26 protein-coding genes are annotated in these 25,449 nt (G+C 48.6%); 11 read left to right on the top strand and 15 right to left on the bottom strand.

The window, feature by feature from the left end; all coding sequences use genetic code 11:
* Nucleotides 1-95 precede the first annotated feature (95 nt).
* The 3 genes from ispE to HY879_09475 form a co-directional block, all read right to left on the bottom strand.
* On the bottom strand, nucleotides 96-956 hold the full coding sequence (gene ispE, locus HY879_09465) for a 4-(cytidine 5'-diphospho)-2-C-methyl-D-erythritol kinase (protein ID MBI5603573.1): 861 nt from the start codon (nucleotides 954-956) through the stop codon (nucleotides 96-98).
* On the bottom strand, nucleotides 957-2,426 hold the full coding sequence (locus tag HY879_09470) for a DegQ family serine endoprotease (GenBank protein ID MBI5603574.1): 1,470 nt from the start codon (nucleotides 2,424-2,426) through the stop codon (nucleotides 957-959).
* 123 nt (nucleotides 2,427-2,549) lie between these two features.
* The gene (locus HY879_09475; protein MBI5603575.1) at nucleotides 2,550-2,945 is read right to left on the bottom strand and encodes a DUF1844 domain-containing protein; all 396 of its coding nucleotides are present in this window, start codon (nucleotides 2,943-2,945) and stop codon (nucleotides 2,550-2,552) included.
* Nucleotides 2,946-3,147: 202 nt separating this feature from the next.
* Here HY879_09475 and HY879_09480 point away from each other — a divergent pair, with 202 nt between their 5' ends.
* Entirely contained in the window at nucleotides 3,148-3,366 is a 219-nt protein-coding gene (locus tag HY879_09480) for a DUF2905 domain-containing protein (GenBank protein ID MBI5603576.1), read from the top strand.
* A gap of 265 nt (nucleotides 3,367-3,631) precedes the next feature.
* On the opposite strand, the gene rfaE2 is transcribed toward HY879_09480, so the two are convergent.
* The 12 genes from rfaE2 to HY879_09540 form a co-directional block, all read right to left on the bottom strand.
* Complete coding sequence (gene rfaE2 / locus HY879_09485) at nucleotides 3,632-4,126, bottom strand: D-glycero-beta-D-manno-heptose 1-phosphate adenylyltransferase (protein MBI5603577.1); 495 nt, start codon at nucleotides 4,124-4,126, stop codon at nucleotides 3,632-3,634.
* Nucleotides 4,123-4,887 carry a ComF family protein gene (locus HY879_09490; protein MBI5603578.1) on the bottom strand — a complete coding sequence of 255 codons (765 nt, stop codon included), beginning with the start codon at nucleotides 4,885-4,887 and terminating at the stop codon, nucleotides 4,123-4,125. The genes rfaE2 and HY879_09490 overlap by 4 nt, the downstream gene beginning before the upstream one ends.
* A complete protein-coding gene (gene icd, locus HY879_09495; GenBank protein MBI5603579.1) occupies nucleotides 4,845-6,041 on the bottom strand; it encodes an isocitrate dehydrogenase (NADP(+)) in 1,197 nt (398 codons plus the stop codon). The genes HY879_09490 and icd overlap by 43 nt, the downstream gene beginning before the upstream one ends.
* A 64-nt stretch (nucleotides 6,042-6,105) precedes the next feature.
* Complete coding sequence (locus tag HY879_09500) at nucleotides 6,106-6,909, bottom strand: enoyl-CoA hydratase/isomerase family protein (protein ID MBI5603580.1); 804 nt, start codon at nucleotides 6,907-6,909, stop codon at nucleotides 6,106-6,108.
* A gap of 18 nt (nucleotides 6,910-6,927) precedes the next feature.
* Nucleotides 6,928-7,341 (bottom strand): HEPN domain-containing protein, encoded by a 414-nt coding sequence (locus HY879_09505; protein ID MBI5603581.1) that lies wholly within the window; start codon nucleotides 7,339-7,341, stop codon nucleotides 6,928-6,930.
* Entirely contained in the window at nucleotides 7,331-7,672 is a 342-nt protein-coding gene (locus HY879_09510) for a nucleotidyltransferase domain-containing protein (protein MBI5603582.1), read from the bottom strand. The genes HY879_09505 and HY879_09510 overlap by 11 nt, the downstream gene beginning before the upstream one ends.
* Before the next feature lie 203 nt (nucleotides 7,673-7,875).
* Nucleotides 7,876-8,496, bottom strand: coding sequence for an MBL fold metallo-hydrolase (locus tag HY879_09515; protein MBI5603583.1), 621 nt, complete (start codon nucleotides 8,494-8,496; stop codon nucleotides 7,876-7,878).
* Nucleotides 8,497-8,589: 93 nt separating this feature from the next.
* On the bottom strand, nucleotides 8,590-9,315 hold the full coding sequence (locus tag HY879_09520; GenBank protein ID MBI5603584.1) for an ABC transporter ATP-binding protein: 726 nt from the start codon (nucleotides 9,313-9,315) through the stop codon (nucleotides 8,590-8,592).
* Nucleotides 9,315-10,085, bottom strand: coding sequence for an ABC transporter ATP-binding protein (locus HY879_09525; protein MBI5603585.1), 771 nt, complete (start codon nucleotides 10,083-10,085; stop codon nucleotides 9,315-9,317). Before HY879_09525 ends, HY879_09520 begins: the two co-directional genes overlap by 1 nt.
* Complete coding sequence (locus HY879_09530; GenBank protein MBI5603586.1) at nucleotides 10,069-11,103, bottom strand: branched-chain amino acid ABC transporter permease; 1,035 nt, start codon at nucleotides 11,101-11,103, stop codon at nucleotides 10,069-10,071. The genes HY879_09525 and HY879_09530 overlap by 17 nt, the downstream gene beginning before the upstream one ends.
* Nucleotides 11,104-11,121: 18 nt before the next feature.
* Nucleotides 11,122-12,054, bottom strand: a complete 933-nt coding sequence (locus tag HY879_09535) for a branched-chain amino acid ABC transporter permease (GenBank protein MBI5603587.1) — start codon at nucleotides 12,052-12,054, stop codon at nucleotides 11,122-11,124.
* Between the two features lie 105 nt (nucleotides 12,055-12,159).
* Nucleotides 12,160-13,332, bottom strand: coding sequence for an ABC transporter substrate-binding protein (locus HY879_09540; GenBank protein MBI5603588.1), 1,173 nt, complete (start codon nucleotides 13,330-13,332; stop codon nucleotides 12,160-12,162).
* Between the two features lie 369 nt (nucleotides 13,333-13,701).
* Between HY879_09540 and HY879_09545 the strand changes: the two genes are divergently transcribed.
* The 10 genes from HY879_09545 (at nucleotide 13,702) to HY879_09590 (ending at nucleotide 24,937) form a co-directional block, all read left to right on the top strand.
* Nucleotides 13,702-14,577, top strand: coding sequence for a hypothetical protein (locus HY879_09545; protein MBI5603589.1), 876 nt, complete (start codon nucleotides 13,702-13,704; stop codon nucleotides 14,575-14,577).
* A gap of 17 nt (nucleotides 14,578-14,594) precedes the next feature.
* On the top strand, nucleotides 14,595-16,466 hold the full coding sequence (locus HY879_09550) for an ATP-binding protein (protein MBI5603590.1): 1,872 nt from the start codon (nucleotides 14,595-14,597) through the stop codon (nucleotides 16,464-16,466).
* A complete protein-coding gene (locus HY879_09555; GenBank protein ID MBI5603591.1) occupies nucleotides 16,463-18,367 on the top strand; it encodes a PD-(D/E)XK nuclease family protein in 1,905 nt (634 codons plus the stop codon). The genes HY879_09550 and HY879_09555 overlap by 4 nt, the downstream gene beginning before the upstream one ends.
* A 310-nt stretch (nucleotides 18,368-18,677) precedes the next feature.
* On the top strand, nucleotides 18,678-19,817 hold the full coding sequence (locus HY879_09560; protein ID MBI5603592.1) for an acyl-CoA dehydrogenase family protein: 1,140 nt from the start codon (nucleotides 18,678-18,680) through the stop codon (nucleotides 19,815-19,817).
* Nucleotides 19,818-20,196: 379 nt separating this feature from the next.
* Entirely contained in the window at nucleotides 20,197-20,709 is a 513-nt protein-coding gene (locus tag HY879_09565) for a hypothetical protein (GenBank protein ID MBI5603593.1), read from the top strand.
* The gene (locus tag HY879_09570; protein MBI5603594.1) at nucleotides 20,706-21,413 is read left to right on the top strand and encodes a hypothetical protein; all 708 of its coding nucleotides are present in this window, start codon (nucleotides 20,706-20,708) and stop codon (nucleotides 21,411-21,413) included. The genes HY879_09565 and HY879_09570 overlap by 4 nt, the downstream gene beginning before the upstream one ends.
* A 331-nt stretch (nucleotides 21,414-21,744) precedes the next feature.
* Complete coding sequence (locus HY879_09575; GenBank protein ID MBI5603595.1) at nucleotides 21,745-22,272, top strand: ORF6N domain-containing protein; 528 nt, start codon at nucleotides 21,745-21,747, stop codon at nucleotides 22,270-22,272.
* 4 nt (nucleotides 22,273-22,276) lie between these two features.
* The gene (locus tag HY879_09580; GenBank protein MBI5603596.1) at nucleotides 22,277-22,606 is read left to right on the top strand and encodes an ORF6N domain-containing protein; all 330 of its coding nucleotides are present in this window, start codon (nucleotides 22,277-22,279) and stop codon (nucleotides 22,604-22,606) included.
* On the top strand, nucleotides 22,593-24,290 hold the full coding sequence (locus tag HY879_09585; protein ID MBI5603597.1) for a hypothetical protein: 1,698 nt from the start codon (nucleotides 22,593-22,595) through the stop codon (nucleotides 24,288-24,290). The genes HY879_09580 and HY879_09585 overlap by 14 nt, the downstream gene beginning before the upstream one ends.
* A 5-nt stretch (nucleotides 24,291-24,295) precedes the next feature.
* The gene (locus tag HY879_09590) at nucleotides 24,296-24,937 is read left to right on the top strand and encodes a hypothetical protein (protein MBI5603598.1); all 642 of its coding nucleotides are present in this window, start codon (nucleotides 24,296-24,298) and stop codon (nucleotides 24,935-24,937) included.
* The last annotated feature ends 512 nt before the right edge of the window (nucleotides 24,938-25,449 follow it).

Below are 25,449 nucleotides of genomic sequence, written 5' to 3' on the forward strand. Positions count from 1 at the left end.
TATTATAAATAAAAGAAGTTCGGAGTTCAGGGTTCGGAGTTCGGGGACTTCAAGTGGTTTAATAACCGCTTTATTAACGCTATACGCCGAACTTTTTACAACCCTCTGGCCAAAAAGACCCGGCCCCACCCTTTTTTTCTTAAACGGATAAAGGCCTCGCCGGCCTTGTATTGGTCCTCCCAGATTCCAAATACCGTAGAACCGCTGCCGCTCATCAGGGCCTGCAGGCACCCCTGCTCCTGTAAGGTCTTTTTAATTTCTCCGAGAATAGGAAAGGCGGGGAGGACCCATTTTTCCAGATCGTTTTTGATCTGTTCTTTCCCCGGTATACCCCCCTGGTCCTTTAAACTTTTTATATTAATTGTTTTTTCTTTTTGTGTCAACGGGAATTTTATCTGATGGTAAGCCCAGGCCGTGGAAATTGAAAATCCAGGGAAAATAAGGACATACCACCAGGAGGACAAGGACGGCCAGGGTTCTATCCGTTCTCCCCTCCCCAAGGCTAAGGCCGTGCCGGGCTTTAAAAAAAAGGGGACATCCGAACCCACCTGGGCGGCCAAAGCCCCTAATCGATCCGGTGGAACCGGGTTTCCCAAAATATGGTTCAGTCCGGATAAGATTGCAGCCGCATCGCTGCTTCCCCCTCCCAGCCCGCCTCCCGGAGGGATCCTTTTTATCAGCCGGATTGATAAGGAAAGGGAACGTTCCAGTTCTTTTTCCAGAAGACTTATAGCCCGAATGACCAGATTGTCTTCATTTTCCAGTTCCGGATAGCCGGGACAACGGATTTCCCGGCCTCCGGTACCAGCCCTGATCCAGAGGCTGTCGAATAAGCCGACCGCTTGCATCAAAGAGCGGATTTCATGGTATCCATCAGGCCTTTTTCTTAGAATCTCTAAGAAAAGGTTAACCTTAGCCGGGGCCAGGATCTTAAAGCCTTCGGCTGGAATTTCCATCTATTCGCTCAGGCGAAGGCTGACAAAAAGGTTCATCCCGCCCCGTTTTATCCGGAAAAGGATATTGCTCCCTTTTTTTATACTGCCGATCAGGTTTTGATACGTTTTCAAATCCTTGACCGGTTTTCGGTTTACTTCTTTGATCAAGTCCCCCTCCTGGATCCCGGCTTCCTCGGCCGGACTTCCCTCTTGAACCTGAACGATCAAGATGCCCGGTTCATAATCCACCCTGAGACGGCGGGCCAGTTCAGGGGTAAATTCCTGAACAAAGATACCCAAAGCTTCTTTGGATTGGGAACCGCCGGAGGCCATTTTTTTGTCCTCCAATTCCTGGATTTGGACCTGGAATACGAGGGATTTGCCTTCCCGCAGGACCTTCACTTCAACGGATTTCCCTACCGGAACGGCCGCCACTAATCTCGGCAGTTCATTCATCTCCTTGATCGGTTTCCGATCGAATTCGATTATGATATCCCCGGGTTTTATACCGACCTTTTCAGCCGGACTTCCGGCCGTTACATCACCTACTAAAGCCCCGGACTCCTCCTTTAGATTGAAGGCCTTGGCCAGATCCGGAGTAACTTTTTGAATCATAACCCCCAACCAGCCCCGGGTAACCTTACCTTTCTCTTTTAATTGAGAAATCAATTCCTTGGCTGTATTGATGGGTATGGCAAAGCCGATCCCCTGGCCTCCGGCAAAAATGGCTGTATTGATCCCGATCACTTCTCCCTTGAGATTGATCAGGGGTCCCCCACTGTTTCCCGGGTTGATGGAAGCATCGGTTTGAATAAAGTTGTCATAGGGTCCGGCGCCGATAACCCGGCCTTTGGCGCTGACTATGCCGGCGGTAACCGTATGGTCCAGGCCGAAAGGGTTACCGATGGCCATGACCCAATCGCCGACCCGGATTTCGTCGGAATTTCCCAGCCTAATGAGTTGAAACCCTTTCCAGGATTTGATCTTGATCAGGGCCAAGTCGGTTTTGGCATCCCGGCCGATCACTTTGGCTTCATATTCCTTGTGATCGGTTAAGATGACCTTTATTTCATCGGCATCCTCGACCACATGATTGTTGGTCAGAATATAGCCTTCTGCGTCGAGGATGAACCCGGAGCCCAGACTCTTTTGTTTGTATTCTTTGGGCTGCTGGGGGGCATCCCCACCAAAAAATTTTTCAAAAAAATCGTCCATCGGATTTCTTCGATCTTTCGGTCCCATAAAGAAATCAAAGACCCGGCCACCACCCTTTACCCTTTTCGTGGTACTGATATTGACCACAGCCGGGGAAACCGCCTGGGCCAAATCGGCAAAGGAAGGGACCCCCCCGATGATTGGGACTTCCGTTTTCGCAGAAAGGGGATTGGTCCAGTTTAGATTGGCGGCGATAATCAGTCCGGCAATCAAAGAAAGCAGGGAAACCCCCATCAATGTCATTAAATAACGATGTCTTTTCCAAAGACTTGCCATAACAACGGCCTCCTGATTTATACGAAAATAGGGTTCGAGGATTCCAGGAATCGAGGGTTCAAGGGGTTAATTCCAACGTTTTCCACTTGAATCCTTGACCCCTCGAATCCTGGAACCCTTTGATTATTTTGCCCGGATGAAAGCCATCCGTAAATCATATAACATCCCTTCTAAAAGTTTCTGCTCATCTTCGCTTAGATTTCCCACGGTTTTTTCTTTTAGCATGTTCAGGGTATCAATAACGTGTTTGGCCAGAGGCAAATCCTTTTTTTTCTCTCCTGAAACCGGGTGGGGGAATTCTCCTAAATGAAAGAGGACCTCGGTGCTTAAGTAGACGATAAAAGTAGAAAAATTAACCTCGGGCAAAGGAGGGTGGGGTGGGGGTTCTTTCTGTTCAACTCTTTCCTGGGTCGGTTCCTCTTGAGGAGTCGATTTTTTTTGCTCCGGTTCCTTTTCTGATTCCGAAAAAATCTTCCTGCGGTCCTTAAATACAAACCCTTTTTCTTCGTTTTCGGACATGGTCCGTTTCCCTCCTTGCCTGTCTTTTTATTCTTTTTTAGGGTTAAACTTAAATGCTATAATAATGATGAATGATTAAAAAATCAATACTTCTCTCTCGGGCAGGACTGAAACTGAAAATCTACCCGGTATTGACTATTGATCAAGGAAGAAGTTAAAATAAAATCGTTTCTTAGAATAATGGAAAAGTTGGGGGAAAACCATGCAATCCGATGGTTTAGGGAAAATACTCATCATATTGGGTTTTATTTTGGTAATCGCAGGGGGCATTCTATTACTTTGGCCCAAGATGCCCTGGCTAGGGAAATTGCCGGGGGATATCTTCTTCAAAGGGGATAAGTTCACCTTTTATTTTCCGATCACCACCAGTATCATTATCAGCATTCTGTTGACCCTCTTTTTTTATCTCTTCAGGAAGTAAATGAAGGGTATAGGAATTTCCTTTTTTGGACGCAGATCGACTCGGATCGGCTGAAAGCCGATTGAATTCGGATCGGCAGAGAGCCGATCGTGCAGTCGGATCGGCCGAAGGCCGATTGTATTTCCAGGATTTAATTTGAAAACAAGTTTTAAGTTGCAAGATACAGGTATAGATTTCCGTCTTGAGCTTTCAGCTTTGAGCTTGTTTCTTGAATCTGCGGGTATCGGCGAAAATCTGCGTCCTAATTCAAGCGGTTAAAAAAAGATTACGTCCGGTTGCCCGGGCAATATCGGGAAAGGATCCTCTGGATAATTTCCGAAGTGGAAATCGAAGGGACCAATTCCACCCTCCTTACCGCTCCTCCGTAAGTCCGGACCAGATCGGCCCCGATGATCTTGTCCAGGGACCAGTCGGCCCCTTTGACCAGGACCGCCGGCTTTATCATTTCTATCAGCTTTGAGGGGTCGGCCTCATCAAAAAGGACGATAAAATCAACACACTCCAGGGCAGCCAAAACCTCGGCCCGTTGGTCTTCCGATATCAGGGGGCGGTGGGGGTCCTTTATCAGACGAACCGATCGGTCACTGTTCAACCCGATAATCAGGCAGTCTCCCGAGGACCGGGCTTCCTGAAGATAGCGCACATGTCCCACATGAAGCAGATCAAAACAGCCGTTAGTAAAGACGATTTTTTGTCCCTTCTTTTTAAGTTCGGTTACGATGGGATTAAGCTGCGAAGGGGAGATAATTTTCTTTTTCATTCAAATCCTACCCTGGCCAGGGTTAAAACATAAACCTCCTTGGCCCCGGATTTTTTTAAGACCCTGGCGCATTCATTGACCGTCGCCCCGGTGGTAAAGACATCATCGACCAAAAGGAGATGTTTGTCCGTTATTTCTTGCCGTTCTGTTACTTCAAAGGCCCCGCGGACATTTTTTTCCCGTTCCCGATGATCCAGCTGCACCTGAGGGGGGGTATTCCTGATCCGTCTGAGGGCCTTTATCAACACCTGTTTGTTATGGGTCTTTCCCAATGATTTCCCTAATAGAAGGGCCTGGTTGAAACCTCTTTTCCGGAGCCGGGTGGGGTGGAGCGGCACCGGAACAATGGCTTCGAAGGAAATATCTTTTAAATCCATTTTATTCCAGAAGCGGCTCAAGTGACCGGCCAATCTGAACTCTCCTTGATATTTAAAGCGTTGAATGGCTTTGGCCATAACCCCTTGATAGGCAACCGCTGCCCGGCCCCAGTCAAATATGACTTTCTGCTGAAGGCAATCGGAACAGAAATCTCCGGTTGATCCTTCAGGAAAGGGTCTTCCGCAACGGAGACAGAAAGGCGTCTTTATCCATTGGATATCTTTAGTGCAGGCCGGGCATAGACCGGCTATTTCCCCTTCCTCGATTTTCGAAAGGGATCGGCAAAAAGGACATTTTTCCGGGAAAAACAATGAGATCAATCCGGAATGCCAGGCGTTTCTTATTCCATGTGTTCGATCAGGGACCTTCCAAATTGGGAACATGAGACCTCATGGGCATCGTCCATCTGGCGGGCCAGATCATAAGTGACGATTTTATCGGAGATAGTCCTTTGAAGGGCTCCATAAATCAAGTCGGCCGCTTCCTGCCAATTCAAATGCTCCAATAATAAGACACCGGAAAGAATCAAAGACCCCGGGTTTACCTTGTCCTGGCCGGCATACTGAGGGGCCGACCCGTGGGTGGCCTCAAAGACGGCACAATCATCCCCCATATTGGCACCCGGAGCCATGCCCAGCCCTCCGACCTGGGCGGCCAGGGCATCGGAAAGATAATCGCCATTGAGGTTGGTGGTGGCGATGACCGAATATTCTTCCGGGCGCAGGAGGCATTGTTGAAACATCATGTCGGCGATCCGGTCTTTGATAATTACTTTCCCGGAAGATCGTTCTTCTTCCGGTTGATTTTGCAGCTCTGCTTCGGTCAAGGTTTTATCCGAAAATTCTTCCCGGGCCAGCTCATAGCCCCAAGTGCGGAAAGCCCCTTCGGTGAACTTCATGATATTACCTTTGTGGACCAGGGTAACACTGGATTTATTGCGCCGGAGGGCATATTCAATGGCCCGCCGCACCAGCCGATTGGTCCCGGAAAGGCTGATGGGCTTGATGCCGATCCCCGAATCGGGGTTTAATCGTTTTCCGGTTTTCTTTTCGATCCATTCGGCAAGTTCCTGGGATTCGGGACTTCCGGCCGGCCATTCGATTCCGGAGTAGACATCTTCGGTGTTCTCCCGGAAGATCACCATGTCCACCTTTTCCGGATGGCTCATCGGGCTGGGGACCCCGGCAAAATAGCGGACCGGCCTAAGACAGACATAGAGGTCCAGGATCTGCCTGAGCTGGACATTGAGGCTCCGGATCCCTTTGCCAACCGGGGTGGTCAAAGGGCCTTTTAAGGCCAAGCCGTATCGGCGGATTGCTGCCAGGGTCTCTTCCGGCAGCCACTCCCCTGTCCGGGAAAAGGCTTTTTCCCCGGCCAGGACTTCCAGCCATTCGATCTTGCGCTTCCCCGAATAAGCCTTGCGGACCGCCGCCTCCAAAACCGGTCGGCCGGCCTTCCAGATATCCGGTCCGATACCGTCCCCTTCGATATAGGGTACAACCACTTGATCAGGTTTATCAGTTCTCCAAAAGGGCATTATACTATTTCCTTTAATTTTTGTGAAAGATAGCAAAATCGGCAAATCAAAGCAACCGAAAGGATTATTCGGGGAGATTTTTATTAAAAGCCGGTTTTCTTTTATTCAAGAAGGCCTCCAGGCCTTCCTGAAAGTCATCGGATAAAATCGTTAAGGCGAATTGGTCGGCATCCATGTGGGCCAGGGATTGGGGGGCGGCCGTCAGGGCATTGACCGTTTGTTTGGTCATGAATACCGGGGCCTGGGGTTTTTCGGTGATGATCCGGGCCAGTTCCAGGGCTTTTTCCAAAGAATGCCCTTCAGGGACAGCCCATTGGGCAAATCCGGATCGCATGGCTTCGGTGCATTCCACCTTTTCGGCTAAGATAACCCATTGCTTGGCTTTGGCCGGGCCCACCAGATTGACCAGACGGGGCAGGGAGCCCCAGCTATAATTCATCCCCAAATTGATTTCCGGAATTTGGATAAAGGCCGTTTCGGACATGATTCGAAAGTCGCAGGCCAGGGCCAAAGAAACCGCCCCTCCGATGCAAAAGCCTTCCAGGGCGGCCAGGGTCACCTGGGGCAGGTCCTGCCAGACTTGGCACATCCGGGGGCCCTGTTCCAGCAACAGGCGGCGGCGGACCGACAAAGGTTCTTGAAGGGCCTGGGCGGTTTCCGGGTCCTTCAGGTCAACCCCGGCGCTGAAAAAGTCGGACTGGCCGTATAAAATCACGACGCTGACGGCCATATCCTTTCTGATAGTATCGGTAACCTCAATAAGTTCCCTGATCAGACCGCCACATAAGGCATTCCGTTCCTTCGGTCTGTTGATTTGAACGATGAGGACCCGGGCCTGTTTGGTGATTTTAAGGAATTGATAGTCCATAAATTTTTTCTGACGTTGTCAGGGGCTCATCACCTCCGGTAACCGTTTAAGAATTTCCTGATTTATTGTTTTGGCTACTTGGAGTGCTTCTTCCGACTCCTCTTGAGAAGGTTCCTCTAAATCTCCTGGATATCGAAACTCCCAGGCATACTGTGTAAGGGGGGCCCCTTGATCAATCAATCCTTTGAGGGATGAATCTATTTCAAGGCATTGCTCGCCTATCTCTTCAATACTATGAGTTTTTCTAAAAGAGATATTATTCCAGACGAGAAAAGCTTTCAGAGCCTTTTCGGTTGCCTGCTGGGAATGATAAACCACATCGGTCAAGATTGGAGGGATGGCAGTTAACGCATGTTCGGCTGATCTGATGTCAATAGATGCTTTCTTCAGCCAACCCTTGGTCTCTAAGACCAATATGGGATCAGGCGGCATAAAGCAGTTTCCCTTCCCGTTCTATTATAGAAGGTAAAGAGGATGGTATATGAAGGCGTTTGTCAAAGGCTGTTTTGGTCCAAACCAACACATCAGCGGCAGTCCGAGTTCCCCTTAGCACCTGGTAAGCCAAACGGCTTCGGCGTTTTTCAAGGGGAGCATCATCCGAGACAACGATCATCAAGTCATAGTCACTGTCAGTATTGTAATCTTCTCGGGCTTTTGATCCAAAAAGATAAATCCTGTCCGGATGAAAGGCGGCTATCAAACGGCCTACCATTACTTGAAGAATCCGATCTTCATTAATTAAATCAAAACCATTTTTTCCCATAGTTTTTATTGATATCCTTTGATAAGATCAAAAGTATAAAAGAAGCCAAGTGGGCGGTCAAGGAGAAAAAATTTTCTTTTTCTATTTTTCTATGGGCTCTGTAGGAGCGGGTATATAACCCGCTCCTATGAGGGTTTTTATGCGTTACAGCGCCCTATGGAATATAAGGGGTTCGTTTAGAATGAGGCTAAAAGGAAAGGATTTCAACTAAAAAAAGGATTATGCCTTCTCTCCTGCCCGATGGTCGTAGCCGGGCCGTGGCCGGGAAAGACCCGGACGTCATCGCCCAAAACAAAGAGGCGATTCCGGACATAGGCAATCAGTTGGTCATAATCCCCGCCCGGGAAATCGGTCCGTCCGATGGAACCGGCGAACAGGGTGTCACCCACAAAAAGGTCTTTGGGCGTGTACAGGGAAATACCTCCCGGAGAATGACCGGGGGTGTGTATCACTTCCAGGGTAATCTGCCCGAAAACAATCCGGTCGCCGTCTTCCAGGAGCCGGTCGGCCTGCGGAGAATCGTCGACCTGCATGCCCCAGACGGCGGCACTGGCCGAAAGTTGGGACAGCATGGGGGCGTCTCCCTTATGAATCAGGATGGGTGCCCCGGTTTTGTCTTTTAAGGCTTTATTGGCCCCCACATGATCGAAATGACCGTGGGTATTGATGATATATTTCAGTTGCAGGGACTGTTTTTGCAGACCGGCCAGGATCCGTTTGACCTCATCCCCCGGGTCAATGACCACGGCCTCCAGCGTTTTTTCATCCCCTAAAATAAAACAATTGGCCTGAATAGGTCCGACGACTAATGATTGAATGATCACTGTAAAACCTCCTCTCTGAGTTCGGAGCTTAGAGTTCGGAGTATTGAGTATTTGGCTCCGAACTCCGAACTCATAACGCGCAATTTTTTTTATTTACCTTCCCAAATAAGCATTCTTGACCCTCTCGTCCAACCTGAGTTCCTCTGCCGTGCCCTCCAGGACAATATTTCCGGTTTCCAGCACATAACCCCTGTGGGCATATTTTAAGGCAAGACGGGCATTTTGTTCCACTAAAAAAATGGTCAGGCCCTGCCGGTTGAGCTCCTTCAGGACCCGAAATAGCTCATACATCAAAAAAGGGGCCAAACCCATGGAAGGCTCGTCCAAGAGCATCAATTTTCCCGGGTTCATCATGGCCCGGGCTACGGCCAGCATCTGCTGTTCCCCGCCGCTTAAGGTCTCGGCCATTTGATTTCGCCGTTCTTCCAATTTCGGGAAGAGTTCAAAAATCCGGCGGGAATTTTTAAGGGTCTTCTGATGGTCCTTTTGGGCATAAGCCGAAAGTTTTAAATTTTCCCAGACCGTCAGGTTACCGAAAATTCTCCGCCCCTCGGGCACCAGGGAGATCCCCAGTTGATTGACCACGTCATGAGGGGCGAATCGGGTCAGGTCCTGTCCCTCAAAAATCATTCGTCCGGACCGAAAAAGGGGGGCCTCCGGCGGGGGAAGGCGCATGAGGCTCATCAGGGTGGTGGATTTCCCTGCTCCGTTGGCCCCGATAAGGGTAACGATCTCTCCCTCCGCCACCTGAAAGGTTATCCCATGGAGGACTTCGATGGGCCCGTAAGCGACCTTAAGGTCTTCGACGGAAAGAAGCATCAGTCGTCCTCTTTTCCCAAATAGGCCTCGATAACCTGATGGTTCCTCTGGATTTCTTCCGGGTTACCCAGGGCGATGGTTTCTCCAAAATTCAAGACCTGGATGATCTCGCACAGGTTCATGACCAGTCGCATCTCATGTTCGATGATCCAGATGGTGAGCTGAAATTCCCGGCGGATCCATCGGATCATCTCGATCAAATCATCTTTCTCCTGGAGATTCAGGCCGGCGGCCGGTTCATCGAGCAGGAGCAAGGCGGGTTGGGTCATGATGGCCCGGGCGATTTCCACCCGGCGTTGCAGCCCATAAGGGAGATTCTTGGCCGGTTCGGCAGCGTATTTCAAGAGTCCCATAATATCCAGCATTTTTTGGGCTGTGCGATCGATATCTTTTTCCGCCTTTGAAAGACGTACCGTTTGAAAAAAAACATCCAGGAGTCCATAGCCCAGGTTGTAATGCCGGGCAATCCGGAGATTATCCAGGACCGTCAGATTAGGCCAGAGGCGGATATTTTGAAAGGTCCGGGCGATCCCCCGGGCGGTAACCTGATAGGGACGAAGACCATTTACCTTATGGCCCTGGATTTGAATGGTTCCTTGCGTCGGCCGATAGACTCCGCAAACAAGATTAAAAATGGTGGTTTTGCCGGCCCCATTGGGCCCGATCAGACCGACCAGTTCCCCTCCCATGAGCCGGAGGTTGAAATTGGATACCGCTTTTAAGCCTCCGAATAGATGGGTCAGATCTTGGACCTCAAACAACATGCTCATCCTGCCCTTTCGGCCTGAAAAAGCGGCCCAGACGGGGGAAAACATCGGTCAGCTCGCGGTGGCCGAGGAGTCCTTCCGGCCGGAAAAGCATCAATAGAAAGAGGAGGAGGGGCACCACAACCCATTTGAGAACCTGTAAGGGACGCAGCAGTTCCAGGATCAGGGTCAAAAGGACGGCACTTAAAACCGATCCGCTTAAAGAACCCATGCCTCCCAGATAGACCATGACCATGGCCTCAGTGGATTTCATGATCGTAAAGCTTCCGGGATTGATGTAGCCGAGGATATGGGCAAATAAACCTCCACTGATCCCGGCCAGTCCGGAGGAGAACATGAACGCCACCATCTTGGTCTTTTGGGTGTTCACGCCCATAATTTCAGCGGAGATCTCGTCTTCCCGGATGGCCAGAATACCCTTGCCGTAGGTGGACCCGACAAACCGCTTGATCAACAGGATGGTCAAAAAGACAAACAGGCCGATCCAGATCAGCATCCAGGGGAGATTAAAAAAATCTTCCATGCCGTTGACCACCCGTTTCATGCCCATAAAACCCCTGGCTCCGCCGATGATCTGGATGTTTTCAATGGCGCTTTTAATGATGTAGTTAGCGGCCAGGGTTATGATGGCCAGATAATCGCCGCGGGTTCGAAAGGAGGGGATGGCCACCATCAAACCGGCCAGGGCAGCCGCCAACCCGCCCAGGAGGAGTAAAAAGGGAAAAAGGATGACGGCCCCCTGGGGATTTAGAAGGCTGGGGCCTAATGGGGAGCCTTCGGTAAAGAACCAGACGGTGAGTAAAGAGGTTACATAGGCCCCGACGGCCATAAACCCGGCATGGCCGCAGGAAAATTCCCCCATATAGCCGTTAATCAGGTTGAGGCTGGCCGAAAGGATAATATTGACGCCCATGAACATCAAGATGAGTTGGCTATAGGCATCCAGCCAGCCCATCCAGGTCAGGCCGATGGTCAAAAGAAATATCAGGGCGCTCAAGAAAACCATGGGGCGGCGGATCATGGGAAGCACCGAACCATCTTAGACTTTGGTCCGGCGGGCCAGGCCGAAGAGGCCGGTGGGCCTGAAGATCAGGATGAGCATCAGGATGCCAAAGGCGATCAGGTCCCGAAAGGTAGAGGGAAAATAGGTGGCGGAAAAGATTTCAATGAATCCCAGAAGCAACCCGCCGACAAAGGCCCCGCGGATCTCCCCGATTCCGCCGACCACGGCGGCAATGAAGGCCTTCCAGCCGATCAAGGCACCCATATAGGGTTCCAGGACCGGGTAGGAAAGGGCAAAAAGGATTCCGGCCAGGGCGGCCAGAGAGGAACCCAGGGCAAAGGTGATGACGATGATCTGATCCACCGGAATGCCCATGAGCGGCACGGCCACCCGGTCATAGGAAATGGCCCGCATGGCCAGGCCCCACCTGGTTTTCCGGACCACGAAATGGAGAAAGAAGAAGACCAGAAAGGTGATGATAATCACCATTACCTTCAGGTTGGTAAAGGTGATCCCGGCGAAGTGGTAAATCTCCTTGGGGATCAACTCCGGAAAAAATTTTCGACTGGCCCCCAGGAGGGAAAGGTTTCCGTTTTCCAGGATCAATCCGACCATCAGGGCGGTGATGACCACGTAGAGCCGGTTGACCCCTTTCCGGCGGAGGGGCCGGTAGGCTATCCGTTCGATAAATACCCCCACCCCGGCCGTCAGGGCCATGGTGACGGCAAAGGTCAGGATCAGGATCAGGCCCGGGGAGAGGCTCCAGGGTAATTGAAGGCCATAAGTTCCCAAAAGGAAAGTGGCTACAAAAAAGCCGATATAGGCCCCGACCATAAAAATATCGCCGTGGGCGAAGTTGATCAGGAGCAAAACCCCGTAGACCATGGTATACCCCAGGGCAATGAGGGCATAGAAGCTCCCCCATTGCAGGGCGTTGATGAAGTTTTGCAAGAAAAGAGTTGAATCCATGTTGTGCGTTGAGTTCGGAGTTCGGAGTTCGGAGTAAAATCTAAGAATTTAATTTGTGACTCGGACTTCCTGACTCCGAACTCCGAACTCGTAACTCCGAACTCATTAGGGGCAAACCGATTTATAAAAGTTAAAGGTCCCTTCCGGACTGATCTTGACCAGGACGGCGCATTTGATGGGGTCCCCATTTTTGCCGGTAAAGGTCATCTTGCCGGTGATCCCGTCAAATTCTTTGACCTTCGCCAATTGATCGCGGATGGCCTTTCGGTCCTTTTCCAGATTTCCGGTCAGGCCTTTGGTATTCTGGACGGCCTGGAGGAGCATCCGGATGGCATCCCAGGTCAGGGCGGCCACGTCATCCGGTTCGTAGCCGTATTTGGCCTTATAGCTTTCTATGAATTCCTTGGTGGCCCCCTTGGCCCCGGCCGCAGCATAGTGGGTGCTGAAATAAGAACCGATGCAGTCCTTGCCGCACAGTTTCATCAACTCGGCCGACCCCCAGGAATCGCTTCCCAGGACCGGTTTTTTCCAGCCCAGTTCATGGGCCTGTTTGATGATCAGAGGGACTTCATCGTAATACTGGGGTGTAAATAGGACATCGGCTTTGGAGGCGATGATCTTGGTCAACTGGGCACTGAAGTCGCGGTCTTTGGTGGTAAAGGTCTCAAAGGCCACCACAGAGCCTTTGCCATGTATTTTTTCAAAGGCTTCCTTGAAAAATTCGGCCAATCCCTTGGGATAATCACTGGCGATATCGTACAGGACCGCCGCCTTTTTGGCCTTTAATTCTTTGGTAGCAAAATTGGCTAATACCGGTCCCTGGAAAGGGTCCAGAAAACAGGCCCGAAAGACCCAGGGACGGTTTTGGGTGGTCTTGGGGTTGGTCGACCAGGGACTGATCATGATTGTCTTATTGGCATCACAGACTTCTCCGGCCGGGATGGCCTGTTTGCTGGACTGGGGTCCGATGATAGCCAGGACCTTATCCTGGGTGATCAATTTCAAGGCGGTAGCGGTGGCCGACTCGGCCTTGGCCTCATTGTCCTGATAGATGAACTCCAGGGGATAGACTTTGTTCCCTACTTTTAACCCACCGGCCTTGTTGATCCGTTCTTTCAACATTTCTCCGGCGTATTTTGAACCTTCCCCCACCTTGGGGATGTCGCCGGTCAAAGGGATGTTGAAGCCGATCTTGATTGTACCGGCGGCCGAACCTATTCCCGAACAATAAAGACCAGTCAGTACGACCAGTCCCACCACCAAAATCCATTTCCTCATCGGTGTTTCCCCCTTCCTCGGAGCCTTTTGCAAATGTTTAAATTTGGTTAAATAGGTCAGGCATCCTGCCTGAACAATAGCCGGATTGGCCGAAGGCCGATAATGTGTTGAAAACCATTTTGTATTAACGTTTCTATAAATCGCAGATTTGAGCAGAGACAATGTATTGAATTGTAATAGGGGAGTCAAGGAAAAAGCTTGGATATTTAAATTGACAATGGGTCCTGATAGCCATAAAATTTACTCGCCTTTTTATAAGGCCTGTTAACTATGGGATAAGATTTGGAGGTTGTCCCAAAGTCAGGGATAACGCCCAGGAAAAATTTTTGAATTCGTAGCTTCGGGCCATCCCTTAAATTTGAGGTCGGAATGCCAAAAAAAAACATAGAATTGCCCGATGAATCGGTTCTTGCTGAAGGCGTTTTAAAGACCCTGGGACAACAAGGTCAACCCAAGACGGTCAAGGAGCTAAGAAAGCCGCTGAGCGGGTTGTTTAAACTCCCGGAAGACCGACTGGGTGAATTGATGACCGGTTTGGTTTCCGGGGAAAAGATCTTCGAATGGCCGGCCAAGGGAAAGGGCCGGCAACGTTACTGGACAGAGCCGCTCTCCCGGTTCATGGCCGAAAAAACAGTCCAGCTCCTGGCTGAAAAACCCCTGACTCCAGTGGAACTCAAAAGGAATCTTAACAAGGCATTATTCGGCATCCCCAAGATAACCACTGAGAAGGGAATTCAGTCTTTGTTGGATCAGGGGATCCTTTTGATCCATCCTAAATTCGGGTCCCTTAAAGCCCGATTGGGCCTTCACCCTCCTGATCCCAAACCGTATCTTAATAAAGTACGGAAAGAACTGGATCAGGTGCATAAAACACTTGGTCCAGCCGGGGTCTCCCGGGAAGCTATTCATCAGGCGCTGATGGTTTTACTGGGTATCCCGGCCGGGCCCGAAATCTTCACAGAAGCGCCGGGGATGAAGGATGTCGAGTCCAGGCTCCTTTCCAAGATGGTGGAAATCGAACCCCAGGCACCGTCCGGGGCCTTGGTATCTCTCCGGAATTTACGCCGCTCCCTGAATTTTGAAAAGGGATTGTTTGACCGGGCCATCATCGATCTGGCGATAAAAGACCGGATTATCCTGCATCAGCACAGTTTCCCCCAGGGCTTGTCCGAAGAAGAACGGCAGGATTTGGTGGCGGACCAAAGAGGCCAATATTATGTCGGGGCGGTTTTAACAGGCAGATGAGAAAGGATTCAGGTAATTTGATTGATACCAGAATGCTTAACCCTTTTATGGGTTCGGTGGTCAGCGATCCCTGGAGACCGGCTGGGGTGGATGTGCCAACCATCCATGCCGAGGCCTTCGATCGCTGCTGCCAGGCCGTTGATTTTGTTCAGAAGGCCCGGCAAAGCACTTCGCTCATTATCCATGGTGAAGCCGGGAGCGGGAAGACCCATTTAATGGCCAGGCTGCGTTCTTATCTGGAAAAACTACCCCTGGTCTTTGTCTCCATTTCCCTCCAGACAGCGCCTCAGATGATCTGGAGGCATTTGAGAAGATGTTTGATCGATGACCTGCTCCGTCCGGGGGATCAGGGACAAACGCAGTTTGATAAAGTGGTTATCCGGAGGTCGGTCGACCGGCTGTTTCAATCGGAAAGCCTGTTGTCCCAGGTCCAGATGGACCATGACTTTTTCTGTGTTCTAAACCTTCTCTTGCAGGGGTCCTTTCGCCGGGAAACCCGGGCCTGGCTCCGGGGAGATTCGTTGACCGAAACGGATTTGGCCAAAATCAATCTTCCGGCCTTGACCGAAGAGGAAGAGGACCCGGAAGACAAGGCCCGCCGGGTGGTCCTCAGTCTCGCAAACCTGTTCGGGCCCGAGGTCGGTCTGGTATTCTGCTTTGATCAGGTGGAAGCCTTGCAAAACCGTCCCGGGGAGAAAGCCGGGTTGTTCGCCTTCGGGAAAATGGTCCGGGCCTTACACGATGGGACCGGAAATGCCCTGTTGATTTCCTGCATCCAATCCTCCTTTGTCGATCCTCTATACGATTCGGTCGACCAGGCGGATCAGGATCGTTTGGCCAGATATGGTAAGTTTACCTTACTGCCGTTGCAGTATGATCAGGCCGTTTCCTTGATTTCGGCCAGGTTGAATACCCTTCCCGAATTGGCCGAACTCCGATCGGGGCGACCCCGGCTCTGGCCCTTAAATGAATCGGATCTTCAGGCCTTTTTCGGACAACAGACCATCCCTACCATTACGGCCAGAAAAATCATTGCCTATTGTGCCCAGCTTTTTGAGGCGGTCCGGGGAAAGCCGGTCAAAGCCTCGGTCAATACTTCCGATTTTTTGGAGGAACTTTGGCAGCAGGCCCTGGAGAAAGCCGCGGCGGCCAACAGCCCGGAAGATTCCGACCCGATCCTCCAGCATGGGTTGTCGGGATTGATGGGCATTCAGAAAGATCCCTGGCGGGAAAATCAGGACGAGACCCTCAAGGATATTGATTTGATCTTCTCCCCTTCAAAAGGCAAGCGGATTGAAATCAGTCTTTGCAATCAGCAAAACATGACCGGTCTGGCTTACCGCCTGAAACGACTCTCGGAAGGTCTGAAAAAAGGGGGTTTTCAAAAACTGATCCTGATTCGTGACCCGCGACTGCCCATAAAACCAACGGCCCGGAAGGTCAAAGAATATCTTGGCGAGTTGAAAAAGTCGGGCGCCCGCTTGATCCATCCGCCCATGGAAGTCCTGGCCGCCCTGGCCGCTCTGCGGGGCCTTCTTTCAGAAGCCAAGGCCGGCGATCTGACTCACCGGGGCCTGACAGTTGGTCCGAATACCTTGCAGCAATGGCTGGTCGAAAATATACCCCCGGCTCTGCAGGATTTTATGGAGAAGTTGACCGCCGAAGGGGAAGATGTTTTCCCGGGAGAGGCCCTCCTGGCCTTGCTGGAGGAAAGTCTCCTATTAAAATTAAACGAGGCGGCCGTTCGATTGGATCAACCGCCTTCAGCCCTCTGGACCTGGGTCAGAAAGAATCCGGGGCTGGTCGGACTCCTGAACGGCCCGCCGACCCTCCTGTTCCAGATTGTTCCGGATATTTTTTCTTTGGATTATTCGGAGGTGCCGGCATGAGTGTCTCCTTAAACGTCCGGCAGGTAAGGGAGGCCCTTTATCGACAGGCGAGTGCCGATGAAACCGAAAACCATGGAACATCCACCCCTCTGCTCGGGAGATTGTTTCATGAAATATTCCGCGATCTGGTCGGCCCTGACCGTCGCTTGAATTGGGTAGGGGCCTTAAGCGAAGCGGAAGCCGACAGGCGGGAATGGGAACGGCTTCTTATAAAACATAGCTATCGTCAATTGGTGGGACCGAGGTTGTTTCGGGAGCAATCGCGGCTGCATAATGAGACCGAAAAGGTGCTGCATTTCTGGAAGGGCATTCAAGCCCTGTCGAACTGGCTGGTCGGTCTTTTATGGACCGCCCGGGAAAGGGGTAACCTGCCTCGGACCATTTTTTCTTCAACCGGGCCCAGGGCCGAGGCCCTGTTCAGACCGGAGGTCCCGGTAGTCTGGGAGGTTTTTCAGGAAGGATGGATGGATACGGTCCGTCTGTCCGGCGTGGCCGATTTGATCCTCCGGAGACCGGACAGCCGGGGGTGGGCCGTAGTGGAAATAAAACTGGGAAAGGGATCGGAGCTGGCCGATTTTTCTCAGGCCTGTCTTTATCATCTCATGTTTTCCAATCAGGCTTCCGGGGCCCAGGATCAGCCGGATGTATCAGCCGTGATTCATTTTAACCCCGAACCGATAGAACGTGTGGTAAAGACCGACCAGGTAGGCAAGGTGGAAAAAGAACTGGTTCAACTGATCGGCCGTCTGGCGGGGGTGGGTTCCATCCCCCGGGATCGGCCCGGGGAAATCCGGGTTCAAGGAGACGGGACCGGCATTTCCGGGGAACAAAGGCAACTGGGACAGAAACTGGTTGAAATATTCAAGGAATATGGTGTGCTGTTAACCCTGGATGCCGAGCCTGTTCTCGGCCCGTCCTTTTTGCGGTTTCATCTTTTTCTGGGGGAAGGGGAGCGACTGGCTCCGGTCCAGCGTTTGGCTCAGGAAGTGCAAATGCGTCTGGGGATGGAGACTGCCCCCTTGATTTATCTCGATCAGGGGCAGGTGGTCATCGACCTGCAACGGCCGGACCGGCAGACGGTCTTCTTCTCCGAGATCATGGACCAGCTACCCCAAACGGATCCCCGGGCCGGGAATTGTCTGGTTCCGCTGGGAGTGGATCTTATGGGACGTTTGCAGTTTGCCGACTTGGCCAGACCGGAACATGCCCATCTGCTGGTGGCCGGGACGACCGGCAGTGGAAAAAGCGAATGGCTCCTTTCGGCTTTGGCCGGGCTTTTGAAAACCAACAGGCCCGAGACCCTCCGCTTGATTTTGATTGATCCCAAAGGCAATATCTTTAATGACTTTAAAGGGTCCCCTTTTCTCTTCAACGAGCAGGCCCTGGTCCATCCGGGCGGGGTTCCCCCGGTGGAGGTGTTAAGCAACCTGGTTAACGAAATGGATGAAAGATATCATCTGCTGGAGGAAAAAGGGTTCCCTTCTCTGACCGAATACAATCGGGCCTTGGATAAAAAAATGCCCCGTATTGTCTGTTTCTGTGATGAATATTATGATTTGATCCAGCGGGGGCGAAAAGAAAGGGAGGCCCTGGAAGATCTTATTTTTCGCCTGGGGGCCAAGGCCCGGGCCGCCGGGATTCATCTCATTGTGGCCACCCAACAGCCGGGGCGCCAGGTCATCAAAGGGGCCCTGGATGCCAACCTCCCGGCCCGTCTGGGATTTAAAACCAGCAAGTCCATCGAATCCAAAATGTTGCTGAATACCTCCGGGGCGGAAAACCTTCTCGGCCTGGGGGATTTCCTGTTCAAAGATATCGGCGATCCCATCCGTCTGCAAGCTCCCTGGCTGACCCCGGAGCTCAGGAAACAAATTTTCAGTATGGGCTGGACTATAGAGTGAAAAGGTGATAATGGGAAAAAGCAGAAAGGCAACGAGAGATCAAGAAATATTTGTACCAATTTAGTTTTTTTCAAGCATCTAATACTACAGCGTATTTTTTTGCTATGCGCCCCCTTAACCGTCATTCCGGCATGCTTTAAGCCGGAATCCAGGGACTTTGGTTTTCTCATTTTTTTGAAAAATCTGGATTCCCGATGAAGACATTCGGGAATGACGGAAAAAGTGTCGCTATAGTATTAACGTGTTACAAATATTTAAGTGCGGCAATAATTAAACTGATGAAATAAATGGGCAGGAAGGGAGATAGAATATGAATTTTGATCTGACTGAAGAACAAAAAATGTTAAAAGAAATGGCCTATAAATTCGCGGTCGCCGAGCTCAAGCCGGCTTCCCAGGAGTGCGACGAGAAGGAGAAGTACACCCCGGATATCCGCCGGAAGGCGGCGGAGAACGGGCTGGTCGGGTCCTGGATTCCGGAAGAATATGGCGGCGCCGGGGCCGGCATGATGGGAAACTGCATTATCACGGAAGAGTTTTCCAAAATCGACATGGGCATCGGGCTGAATATCGTGGCGGCCAGTTTCGGCTGCGAATCCATCCTTCAATATGGAACGGAAGAGCAGAAGAAGACCTATCTGCCCCCGGTCTGTAACGGCGAGAAGGTCTCGGCCGGGGCCTACACCGAGCCCAATGCCGGTACCGATGTGGCCGGATATAAGACCCGAGCCGTCAAGGATGGAACGGATTATGTGATCAACGGCAACAAAATGTTCATCACCAATGGGTCGGTCTGTGATTTCATGGTGACCCAGTGCATCACCAATCCGGAGGAAAAAAAGCACAACAGCTTCAGCCTGATCATTGTCCCGGCCGATGCCCCCGGCATTACCCGGAACAAGATCAAGGGGAAAATGGGGATCCGCTCCAGCGATACGGCCGAGATCGCCTTCGAAGACGTCCGGGTTCCCCAGGCTAATCTGGTCGGCAAGGAAGGCCGCGGCTTTATTGAGTTGATGCACTTTTTCGACACCACCCGGGTCATGGTGGCCGCCCAGGGTCTGGGCCTCAGCGAGGCCTGTCTGGAGACGAGTATCCGCTATGTCAAGGAAAGGACGGTCTTCGGAGCCCCCCTGGGGTCCTTCCAGCTCACCCAGAAGAAGTTGACGGAAATGGCCATCATGATCGAAGCCCTGCGGGGTCTGGTTTACCGGGCGGCCTGGCTGATCGACGAAGGGCGCCCCGATTATTATTTGGCCGCCATGGCTAAATTCTACAGCGGCCAGACCGCGGTTTTCTGTGCCAATAACGCCGTGGAGCTCCATGGCGGTTATGGGTATATCGAAGAATATCCCGTTCAAAAGTGGTACCGCGACGCCAAGATCCTGGAGCTTTACGAAGGGACCAAGGAAGCGGAAATCATGACCATCGGCCGGAAATTACAGGGATAATAATCTTCCGGGACCGGGAAATCCATTAAAAGATCCGACTCGGGGGGACGGCACTGTTACCGGCCGTCCCCCCGATCCATTTTGCCCCGGTATTGGAGATCCCTGCATGAATACTTCGGCGGGATCAGTCGAGGCCCTGCTTTATGCCAATTCTACCCTAAGCTTTTTTCCTAAGGCCGATGCCGCCCGTTCATTTCATTCGTTCGAGATCTCAGAGTTCTCTGAGAAGATTTTTTTTGGATGACCTACCGCCGGACAGCCAAAATCATCTCAGCCTTCGTCTAAAGTGTGCCGGTAGCGGGTCGCTTGAGCAGTAGGTATTCAAAGTCACGATCAGAAATTTCTTGCGCTATTCGCGAATTGCGAATATACTTCAACCATGATTCTTAAACCCCAAGATATTTTAATTCTCTTAAAAATCATCGCCCTGGGTGAAGCCCCCTGGTCTTATGCCTCCTTGGCCGCTGATCTATTCATGAGTACTTCCGAAGTCCATGCCGGTATTAAAAGGGCAGTCGCAGCCAGGTTGATGGATTCCCAAAGAGGACGCCCTTTTAAAAAGCCGTTGGAAGAATTTCTCATCCATGGTGTCAAATATGCCTTTCCCCCGGACCGTGGCGGTCTGACCCGCGGCGTCCCTACGGCTTATGCCGCCGCGCCTCTTAGAGAACAGATTTCCCAGCCGATGGAACCTCCACCTGTATGGCCTGATCCGGAAGGCGACACCCGCGGTTACGAATTTTCTCCCCTTTATAAATCCGTTCCCAAGGCAGCTTTGAAAGACAGAAAACTTTATGAATTACTGGCCATAGTTGATGCAATCCGTGATGGGAGAGCCCGCGAAAGGGAGAGCGCCGTCCGGGAACTTAAGCGACGCCTGGGATCGTCATGATCCGTACCAATGACAGAAATATCCGGATGATCATTCAGGTGGCTAAACGCCTTGGTGACCTTAGAGGGAAAGTCGTTTTTCTGGGTGGTTGCGCCGCTGGACTCTTCATTACCGATCCTGCAATGCCGGAAGTCCGGGTTACGAAGGATGTGGATGTCATCGTTGAAATTACCTCGATGGTGGAATACTACAAACTTGAGAAAGAACTCCGAAACAGGGGGTTCGAACAGGGAATGAATGAGGATTCGTCAATCTGTCGCTGGCTGATCGAGGGCATCAAAGTAGACGTAATGCCAACACAGGAGGACATACTCGGATTCTCCAACCGTTGGTATTTGCCGGCCATAAAAAATGCCGTTAAGGTGGAATTGAAAAAAGGATTGACGATTCGGCTCGTTTCTTCTCCATACTTTCTGGCAACTAAAATAGAAGCCTTTAAAGGTCGTGGCCATGGGGATTATATGGCCAGTCACGACCTGGAAGATATCATCATCGTATTGGATGGCCGTCCCGAAATCGTGGCTGAAATCAGAAATTCCTCCCAGGACTTGATAAATTTTTTGTCCGGAACGTTTCAAAGGCTATTAGCCGATGAAGGCTTTCGGGAGGCAATTCCGGGACATTTGCTTCCTGATCGTGCCAGTCAGGCACGGATGCCACGCATTATTAACTGTCTGGAGGAGATAGCGGAAATCAAAATTTAAGTTCTCCTTATCCTCCACCCCCGGCCTCTACCGGGTAGGAGGGTTTTCGCCTGTGGGGCGTCCACAGGTAAAAAAGTCTGGCTTAAACCGTGCCACCCTCGTTATCCGTGCCAAAAATATCTTTCTCCAAACTTTTCCATTGACTTTCCCCTAAAAAGTTGATTTTATTATTCTATCCTTACAAATAATCCTACAAATCGAAGAGTTCCACTTTAAAGCAAGTTGATTTTAATAGATTCAAAGTGCTTTTAACCCTTTACGTTTATCCTTTTCTGTTACACCGCTTTACTGAACTGTCTCACTATTGTTAAGTATATCCGAAGGTAAACAAATGGAACCTTTGATCCCGCTCGAAGTTATTGAAAAGAAGATTTTTTTGATTCGTAGACAAAAGGTCATGCTGGATAGGGATCTTGCTGATCTTTATGAGGTTGAGACAAGGGTTTTGAATCAGGCGGTTCAACGAAATATAAAACGATTTCCGGAAGATTTCATGTTTTCATTGACCAGAGAGGAGATCATGAGGATATCACAAATTGTGATATCCTCCGATATTAAATACTCCAAACAAGTACGTGCCGTTACCGAGCAAGGGGTAGCGATGCTTTCCGGAATTTTGAACAGTGATCGAGCCATAGATGCAAATATTCAAATTATGAGGGCCTTCGTCAAACTTCGCCAGATGATTGCTACCAACAAAGATTTGACCCGGCGGCTGAATGACCTGGAGAAAAAATATGATGGCCAATTTCATGTGGTTTTTGAAGCTATCCGGCAGCTCATGGCCCCACCGAAGATTACTAAAAGAAAAATCGGGTTCCATCTGAAAGAGAAACAGGCCGGCTATGGTAGAAAATAACCCGATGGAAGAAAAAGATTTAGTGCCCCAGGAAATCATTGAAAGCAAAATCCTTCTTATTAGAGGGAAAAAGGTCATGTTTGATCGTGATCTGGCTGTTCTTTATGGCGTTGAGACAAAAGCACTCAAACAAGCGGTTAAAAGAAATCCAAAAAGATTTCCACAAGACTTTATGTTCGAATTGACTCTGGAAGAGTTAAATAATTGGAGGTCACAATTTGTGACCTCCAATGCCCTTGTGGTGGTGATCAATGTTATGTCAAGGATATCAATAGTCCGCACCGTAGGTGCGTTATGTTCATACAAAATAGGGGTGATATATGACAGTTTATGAAAGATTTAAAAACGTGCCAATATTTGGGGAATTGGATGCCTATGATTCTATTGAAATTAAAACTCTTCCCAGTAATTTTATTCCTATAGATGCTTTTGAACAATTAAGCAAACATTCGACTCCAATTATATGTGGAAGAAAAGGATCTGGAAAATCGGCCTTGGTTTACATGCTAGTGCCGAAAGATTATTCCGAACCTTTTTTCTTGTTTAGAGACTGTCATTTTACAAGCATAATGGTGGAGGATTTTAATAATACAAATAAGGGAAACGTTTCAACCACATTAAATGTTCAGACTTTCTTTCTTGGTTTTTGGAAATATTTAATTTATTTATCCGGAATGTTTTCAATGGTGATTTATTATAATGGAGCTGAAAATAATGAGGTGAAGGCAATTCAAAATTATTTATCTTCTGGTGAAGTTAACATTGATATTCCAAAATTAATTGAATTGAATTCAGTCAAGATAAAAGAATTTAATTCAGTTGTTAATTTCATGAACGATACAATTTCCTATTTCGGCATTAATCTTGTTAATAAAGCAATAAAGAAGTCTTTAAAATCCGACGCCCCGGCAACAAACCTTGAGCTTAGCATCCAAGAAAGATTGACGGGACAAGATTTTTTGACCGCCAAGAAAGCTTTTCTAAGTCTCCTCAAATTAAGAAAATGTACGATCCTTATCGACAATATCGAAAAATGCTTTTCAACTAATATTTATTATTTAAGTTCGTTAAAGGGAATGGTGGAAGCTGTTAAGAATTTACAAGATCAAGAATTTGAAAATTTAATTATTAAATGTGTCATTCCATCTGAAATTTATGACGATCTGACTTATGACAATCCAGCCAAATATTATCAAAAAACAGTTTTCTTAAGGTGGACATATAAGGATCTTCTCTTGTTATTAGCTAAAAGGTTTCACACTTTTTTTAGCAATAATAATATAAAATGCGCAATCGTAAAAGGTGATATAGATAGAAACAATGTCAGAGAAAAATTCTGGTATAAATTAATACCGCATGAAATTAAAAATGCAAAGGATTTCTACGAAGAAGGAATGGCGTATGTAATTCGACACACACAGAAAAAACCAAGGCAATTAATTAACTTGATGAATTATGCCATTATGGAATCCTTTAAACATATTTCAGAAAAGCAACTTGAAAAGAAAGAGCCTCCAGTCATGGGGGAAGAGGAAGTTAAAAATTCGATTCACAATGACGATTGTATGATTAGGTCATTAAATGATGCTTTATCAATATTTTCCAAAGAAGATGATATCAGTTTATCTTCTACCGTAAGGGCTATGTTTGAAGATGAAAAAACGATTTTGAGTGCTTCAGATCTTCATGATTTTTCAAAAAGAATTCATGACCGGCTGAGTAAAAAGTATTTTAAAAATATTGATGAAGATCAATTTATAGAAACATTATTTAGGAGTGGATTGATTGGGGTTGTTAAAGATGAACATAGATTTAAAGATAAAAATGGCAAACCTTGTCTTTATTTTATTACTGACTTTGAATACCTAATGAGGGGTCGTTTAGGTTTTGCTAAACATCTAAAATATGGATTACATGAAATTTTAGCAGATTCTCTTAAATTAAAAAAAATAAGTGATAATGGAATAGTTTACCCTTTTCCAGAAAGAGATGAAATATTTTACGAATATAAAAGGTAATAAAAATGAGTAAAGAACTAACTTTAAATGTTCCGATTAAGATGCACCCTGGACAAGAAAAGTATATTCAAAATGGTATAATTATGCCACCTTACAATAAAGCAATTTACTTAAAAATGTACTTTGCTGAAGGCATTAAAATATTTTCGACGAGTATCAAAAAAGATTTAATATTCATTAAAAAAGATAAAACAAAAGAGAGAAAAATATCGATTAAATATATAGTCGATAAGGATGCTAAGATTGACTGCAAAAAAGATATTATGATTGGTATGTATAGAAAAGTATCAAGAAAATTTATTATTAGAATAACTGTCGCCATTATATTATTTTTATTCGCGATTAGCCCTGTTATAATAAAGCATATTCCTTTTTTATATGATCAAAAGATGGAAGATATATTGCTTCGAGTTGGGCTATCAAATTTATTTTCTTTTGAGATCCCTCTCTATTTATTCATCACATTTCTGATATTTTATAAGAAAATAATTGCAGTATTTTCTGGATTAATTTTTGAAGAAGATGATATTGAATTAAAAGTGGAAAAGACTGAAACGCAACAAAATGAAGGAATTGTTATTGTTAAATTTGACGAAACGGGCCAAGATTCAGTAATATCAGTAAAATTTATATTTGACGATGAATAAATGATCCAGAGAAATGGCCTCAAGGTCCAGGGCGATTGGGGTCACCCATTAAAAGGCCTCTGTCAAGAGAAAAAACATCCTCGGCTGCAAGAAGGAGCATTTTTTTTCTTACAGAGCACACGCTGTCTGATCTTTGATCTGTTTGATCTGTTGATCTGGGTCGGACCACGCCAGTCAAAGGGGGCAGGTCTGCTCTTGACTCTTATTACCTAATGGAACAAATAAGTGAAACAAATAAGAGTCAAGAGCAGACCTGATAATCATATAAAAGGCACCTCGTTTATACCAAGAGAAGAGCATTCCTGGTAAAATAGGGAAGAGTACAAATCAAACCCTATGGAGGCGCCTTATGAGGAAATTATACGCAGGGACGGATCTACATGGCAACAACAATTATTTGGGGATCATTGATAAGCAAGGGAAGAAGATATTCAAGAAAAAGCTTCCCAATATTCCTCAAGTGATTCTGGAAGTATTAAAAACATTCCAGAAAGAGATCGTGGGAATAGTGG

Source organism: Deltaproteobacteria bacterium (genome assembly GCA_016219225.1).
Classification (GTDB): domain Bacteria; phylum Desulfobacterota; class RBG-13-43-22; order RBG-13-43-22; family RBG-13-43-22; genus RBG-13-43-22.